Origin of the sequence: Clostridium sp. HGF2 (assembly GCF_964240115.1) — a bacterium.
Classification (GTDB): Bacteria; Bacillota_I; Bacilli_A; order Erysipelotrichales; family Erysipelotrichaceae; genus Clostridium_AQ; species Clostridium_AQ innocuum.
Genome location: NZ_CAXSSO010000015.1, coordinates 1 through 5,513, shown reverse-complemented (window position 1 = coordinate 5,513; position 5,513 = coordinate 1). Strand labels below are relative to the sequence as shown.

At 34.4% G+C, this 5,513-nt stretch carries 7 protein-coding genes, 1 tRNA gene and 1 pseudogene; 3 read left to right on the top strand and 6 right to left on the bottom strand.

The features are described from left to right. Both ACESPQ_RS18895 and ACESPQ_RS18890 read left to right on the top strand, forming a co-directional pair. On the top strand, nucleotides 1–344 hold a 344-nt coding region (locus ACESPQ_RS18895; protein ID WP_373144747.1), incomplete at its 5' end, for a DUF7601 domain-containing protein. A 325-nt stretch (nucleotides 345–669) separates the two neighbouring features. Next, nucleotides 670–1,053 (top strand): annotated as a pseudogene (locus ACESPQ_RS18890) (sigma-70 family RNA polymerase sigma factor). 179 nt (nucleotides 1,054–1,232) lie between these two features. Here the strand turns inward: ACESPQ_RS18890 and ACESPQ_RS18885 are convergent. The 6 genes from ACESPQ_RS18885 to ACESPQ_RS18860 all read right to left on the bottom strand — a co-directional run bounded on the left by ACESPQ_RS18885 (nucleotide 1,233) and on the right by ACESPQ_RS18860 (nucleotide 4,105). After that, a tRNA-Arg gene (locus tag ACESPQ_RS18885) sits at nucleotides 1,233–1,309 on the bottom strand. A gap of 377 nt (nucleotides 1,310–1,686) precedes the next feature. Then, on the bottom strand, nucleotides 1,687–2,286 hold the full coding sequence (locus ACESPQ_RS18880; RefSeq protein ID WP_373144746.1) for a GNAT family N-acetyltransferase: 600 nt from the start codon (nucleotides 2,284–2,286) through the stop codon (nucleotides 1,687–1,689). Beyond that, complete coding sequence (locus tag ACESPQ_RS18875; protein WP_373144744.1) at nucleotides 2,283–2,978, bottom strand: CPBP family intramembrane glutamic endopeptidase; 696 nt, start codon at nucleotides 2,976–2,978, stop codon at nucleotides 2,283–2,285. Before ACESPQ_RS18875 ends, ACESPQ_RS18880 begins: the two co-directional genes overlap by 4 nt. Before the next feature lie 61 nt (nucleotides 2,979–3,039). Further along, the gene (locus ACESPQ_RS18870) at nucleotides 3,040–3,465 is read right to left on the bottom strand and encodes a VOC family protein (RefSeq protein WP_118003317.1); all 426 of its coding nucleotides are present in this window, start codon (nucleotides 3,463–3,465) and stop codon (nucleotides 3,040–3,042) included. Between the two features lie 56 nt (nucleotides 3,466–3,521). Next, nucleotides 3,522–3,929, bottom strand: coding sequence for an NAD(P)H-dependent oxidoreductase (locus tag ACESPQ_RS18865; RefSeq protein WP_257379630.1), 408 nt, complete (start codon nucleotides 3,927–3,929; stop codon nucleotides 3,522–3,524). After that, on the bottom strand, nucleotides 3,920–4,105 hold the full coding sequence (locus ACESPQ_RS18860; protein WP_257379631.1) for a flavodoxin family protein: 186 nt from the start codon (nucleotides 4,103–4,105) through the stop codon (nucleotides 3,920–3,922). The genes ACESPQ_RS18865 and ACESPQ_RS18860 overlap by 10 nt, the downstream gene beginning before the upstream one ends. Nucleotides 4,106–4,449: 344 nt before the next feature. On the opposite strand from ACESPQ_RS18860, the gene ACESPQ_RS18855 reads away from it, so the two are divergent. After that, nucleotides 4,450–5,061 carry a hypothetical protein gene (locus tag ACESPQ_RS18855; protein ID WP_373144741.1) on the top strand — a complete coding sequence of 204 codons (612 nt, stop codon included), beginning with the start codon at nucleotides 4,450–4,452 and terminating at the stop codon, nucleotides 5,059–5,061. The last annotated feature ends 452 nt before the right edge of the window (nucleotides 5,062–5,513 follow it).

The window sequence follows — 5,513 nt, the reverse complement described above, 5'->3', positions numbered from 1 at the left end:
CAATCAATCTATCAGCAGGCATAGATTATGAAGTAACTGAAACAGAAGAAAATCAGGACGGCTATGTAACCTCTAAAAAAGATGATACAGGAACAATCACAAAAGATGTGAAAGGGACGGCTGTATTTATAAATGCAAAAGATGTAACACCGCCAGAACCTGAAAATCCTGATAAGCCTTACACTCCTGTTATCACTGATACGCCAAATCAAGATGTATTAACTCCTAAAACTGGAGACAATACGAACTTGAAATTCTATATGTCATTGTTTATCATGAGTGGTTTATTTCTTGTGATATTAGAAGTGATGTATAGAAAGAGAATCTGTAAAAAAGATAATTAGACTTTAATATGATTATTGAGATACCGTATGTCTAACATGATGTTTCCAGATACTTGAGAAAGTGCTTTAAGGAGGATTAACGTTATGGAAAGCTTTAAGTACAATGCTACACAATCAAATACGATATAATTAAACTTCATTAGAAAATGAACACAATACAGTTTAAAGGCTCGTACAAACTATATGCTTTTTGCGGGCTTTTTTAATGCAGAAATTTTTTCATATTTTTTCCGGTTTCAACTTAACCAATCACACTAATCATTCCCTATATGGTGCGGAAAGAGGGATAAACACTTTTCACGTCATAACGGAAGGGGTGGGATTGATGAAATTGTCTGATTTCCAGAAAACTCTTCAATGTCGTTTTGACAGTTGTTTGAAGAAAGTTGTCCGTCATGCTGTTAAGGACTATCAGCAAGATTGAAGCGGCGAAAAGAAAAAAAATTTCGTTTTGTGAACTTCCAGAAATCATAGTTGAAAACTTGGTTGTCTGGGACGACTACGAAACAGACTATACGATTTTCAATGTATGCGGTAAAATGATATTCGTGTCTATGATGAATCGGCAGAAGCCTTGAAACAGTTACCCGAACGTAACTGAGAAACTTTGTTGATGTATTACTTTTTGGAAATGAATAATGTAGATTTTGCCAAAAGAAGCACAGATAATAAAAGACCTAAACAACGGTATCGACACAGCCGGTGGTAAAATGATAGTTTGCCAGATTTACGACAAGAAAAACAGCCTATTGTACGAATATGGCAAACAAAAGAATGAATCCAAACACTTATATTTAATGGGACATACTAACATAGCCATGATACTTGGATATTACATTGTATAAGGTATAGAAAAAAGCCCTGAACAACAGGGCTTCTATAATATTCTGGCGCACCCGACAGGGATCGAACCTGCAACCGTCAGAATCGGAATCTGATACTCTATCCAATTGAGCTACGGGCACATCATTTGCAGGATTCATTATATCATAAAATTAAGGTGGCGGCTACTTAAAATTTCTATTTTGATATCATTTTGACATTATCATTGGAATACTCACAATCTGTCTTAGGGGTGTTGAAAAGCTGAATTCTCATAATGTCACACTTCTGTGTTTATAGCTTATGGTACTCCATAGTGAATAGATTTAGACAACTGAAGGAAACGTGAGATCGATAAAGACGGTAAAGCATTGCAAGATTTTATGCAGGAAAAATCCATTTACCTGTTCTGCTTTGATTTTCAGGTATTTTGGAACGTCGCTTTTCATCAGCATGCTTAACAAAAAAAATTATTGTTATATACGTACCAATGTGAATTAAACAGTAAAATCTATTATAATTATTTCTTATCAAATTCTAATTTCTCTATGAAATGATTGCTATACATATTCCAATACGTTTTATACACAAAATCCTCATTACCATCAAAATTGAGCTGATACATTCTGAATATAACAGGCAAATCTTTTGGCTGCCATTGTTCTTCATAGGAATAACGATATGTCATCCCTACCCTTCGCATAACATTCCCACTTCTCGGGTTGTTTTTATCGTGCGTTGCCGTAATATAAGGCAAACCATCTTTTTTCACTTGCTCTATGACTGCTTTCCCTGCTTCTGTAACAATTCCCCTATGCCAAAACTCCTGACGAAGTCCATAACCAAAGTCATGATGTTCTTCCATATCAACATTGACATAGCCTATAGGAAAATTATCTTCTTTTAAACAGATTGCATACGCATATGCCTGCGGCTGTACATATTTCAAAGCATACCTTTCTTCATAAAATTTTCTTGTTTCCTCTAAATTTTTCAAGGGATACCATGGTAAAAATTTATTGACTTCCTCATCTTTCAAAATGAGAAAAAGAGCTTTCATATCCTTATCTGTAAATTTTCTTAAAATCAAACGTTTTGTTATTAACACAGGTGTATTCACGTTATCAACCTCCATAATTCCTTGTTATAAGTTCGATAAACTGGAATTTGTAGCGTGATATTACTACAAAATAAAATATGGTATCCAAGATTTAAACTGTCGTTTATGGCGTGTCCAAACATACATGGGAAAATAGAACGATTATTAGAATTGAATTTCACTTTACAATAAAGTAAAGAGATAACAAAAGCTATTACAACATTCATGATACTTCCATTATAGACATGAACTAATGCAAATACAAAAGAGGTCAATAGGATACTAATATTTTCATTATAGTGTTTATTAAAATTTTCTAATAAAAATCCTCTAAATATAATTTCTTCTGAAGGTGCAACAATGAGAAAATAATAAATGGTTTGTGTAATGCAGATTGTTAGAGAAGTTTTTGGTGGAAACATAGTATCAAGATTACCACAATTCAACACAATCATTAAAAACATAGGGATTAAAGCTACTATAATTCCTACAATCCATGCAATTGGCTTGATTGGTTTGATTATCCCCATATCCTTTAAACTTAAATTTTGTCTTTTAGATAAAATGAACACAATACTCACCTCAATAATACTAATCGTTATTCCAAATATTCGTCTTTCAATATAGTTAAGAGTATTAAATAGCATAGTGATCAAACCGAGAAATACTATAATACTAATAACAAACAAATTGCTTTTAATATATTTATTCATTTTTATTCTTCTCCATAATTTCTAAGTTGTCTTGTTTATAACTGTTCACTAGAGTAAGAAATCAACAATCAATTTCAGCTATTTCAAGAATATTTCCATCAGGGTCTTTAATGTTAAAGTACCAATACGGAAGATGAACATTTACATACATCATTTGGGATACTTCTCCAATATGTAAAAATTTTAACCGCTCATGCTCTAACTTTAAATTTTCAACCTCAAAATTCAAAATTATAATATTGTTCTTTTTACCTGAATCTTCTTTATAAAAATCATCAATGTAGGCTTGATTAAAGCATTCCTCACCAGCTTTTTCTAGTAGCTTTTCATCAAACGCTTTATTGTATAATGAAATACTATTTCCACAATCAAATGTAACCCACCTATCGTCGTTGGTATATATAGGTTTCGATTGTAAAAGCAGTTCATAAAAATTCATTGACTTTTTCATATTCTCTACACATATATACGTTGTACCTAATTTCATTATCCTAATCACCTCTTCAACTTCTAATTTTATAAATCTGCAATCTCGAAGTTGTACTATTCACTATAAATACTTTTTCCAAAATTATAGGCTTTTATAAGATGGTGTGTTTTATCAATTTGAGGTTTTCCGGATGTTCCCCCACATCCATCAGCTAGTAACATACCTTTATCATTAAAGCCAATATAATTTATGATTGCAAAATTGTAATAAGATACCGCCTGTTCATATGTCCAAAAGAAATTATCTGCAGATGTCATAAGTAAAGCGGCATCTTTTATCGGATACCTTTCATATCGTCCCAAAGGCGGATTTGGGTCTTCCTCTGCAATACAATAAAACCTCTCGATAAATGCCTTGATTTTAGAAGAGAGTGTCCAGAATAATAAGGGAGATGCAAAAACGATTAAATCAGCAGTTTTAATTTTGGAATAAGTTCCATAAACCCATCCTTTTATACACATTCTTTTTCATGACGACAGGCATTGCACCCTATACAACCCCGTACTTCTATTGTATTAAGAGAAATTTTTTCAACAATGTGTCCTGCCTCTTTTGCTCCTTGAATAAACGAATCTACTAATTGACTTGTATTTCCATTAACTCGACCTCCACCTTGTATCACAAGAATATTTTTCATTGGCGTCTCCTTTCATTTTCCCGATTCCTATGAACTCATTTTACCATAATAGTTATCTATAGAATAAAAATATTGAAAAACTTTCTTGTCTAATCAGTTTTATCCTATTATAAAGCCGTAGCTGCCGCAGTATACGGAAGATGTCGCCATACTACGAGGAGTTACATACAGCGGTATCCATAATAGGATCAGCCTCTGATTAAAAACAGCTGACAGAGTATAGCTAATAAATGGAAGACAATTCAGCTATCCTTGTGTACAATAAAGGAAAGAAGGAGTGCGTGGCGTTTTTAACCGACATGCAAATGTATACTATAACTATGAAGAAAATTGGATACTGTATAATGCTGCTCCTGCTGTGCTGTGCATGCAGTGCTCAGCCTGACAGGGATGCAGAGGAATTTCAGAAAGACAAGGATACCGTAGCACAACTGGATACCGCGTTAAAAAAGCTGGAAGACGCAGAAAGCTTTCATTTAAAGCAGGAGAATGATAAAGGACAGCTTGTGGATATGAGTATTCGTAAATCCAGCAGCAGTGAGGATACTACAGCAAAGCCAAACGATGAAAGCAGTGCATATGCCCCTTATGAATACAGCGCCACCTTTACGGATGAAAAGGGCACTGCATTTCATATCGAACAGACAAAGCAGTCAGGGCTTATGGCAGAGGTGAGGATAGCGGATACCCGTTTGCTGTCTTTGGGCCTCAACACCATACGCTGGGATAAACAGGCCCTTGAACAAGCACTGGAGGATTCTGCACTGGAGGATTATGTACGTATCTGCGAAACGGATGATGATCATATACACACCTGTAAAGTAAAAGAGCTGACGGTGACCTTTAAAACGGATACTGCAGGTTATCTCATCTATCATAAAAGCAGCAGAGATCAAATTACCCGTAGCTATACGAATGTGAATAAGGAACAGGTGCTTTTCATGAATAAGACATAAAGCGGAAATCATAAATATCAGCTTGATTATTTATCGGGCGGAGAACTGTAGACCTATCATGTATAAAAACCTATAAAGTAAGGATCGTCTCAAAGCTTTATATTATATTTGTATACCGCTAACATGAAAATCAGGACTTCGATAACTATGGTACGCAGCGATCGTAACGAAGTTTTTTTTGTATCCTGCCACGGACTTTTTCGGTCCATATCACACACATCCGTTAATATCTGACTATCCTGTCTACAATATTCGCAAAGAGACAGGCCTTTTTCCGTTAATCATCAATACGCTGCCAATCTTCAGCCCTTAGACCATACCCGAATGTTCTCAATCCGGAAGGCTCATCATATTCTGTACTGTTCACCCAATGTTATTAAGTTAAAGAAAAATAGATGAGAGACATTTATACAAAAAGTATAGGTGTCTTTTTTATTTAGGCTTGACAAAAT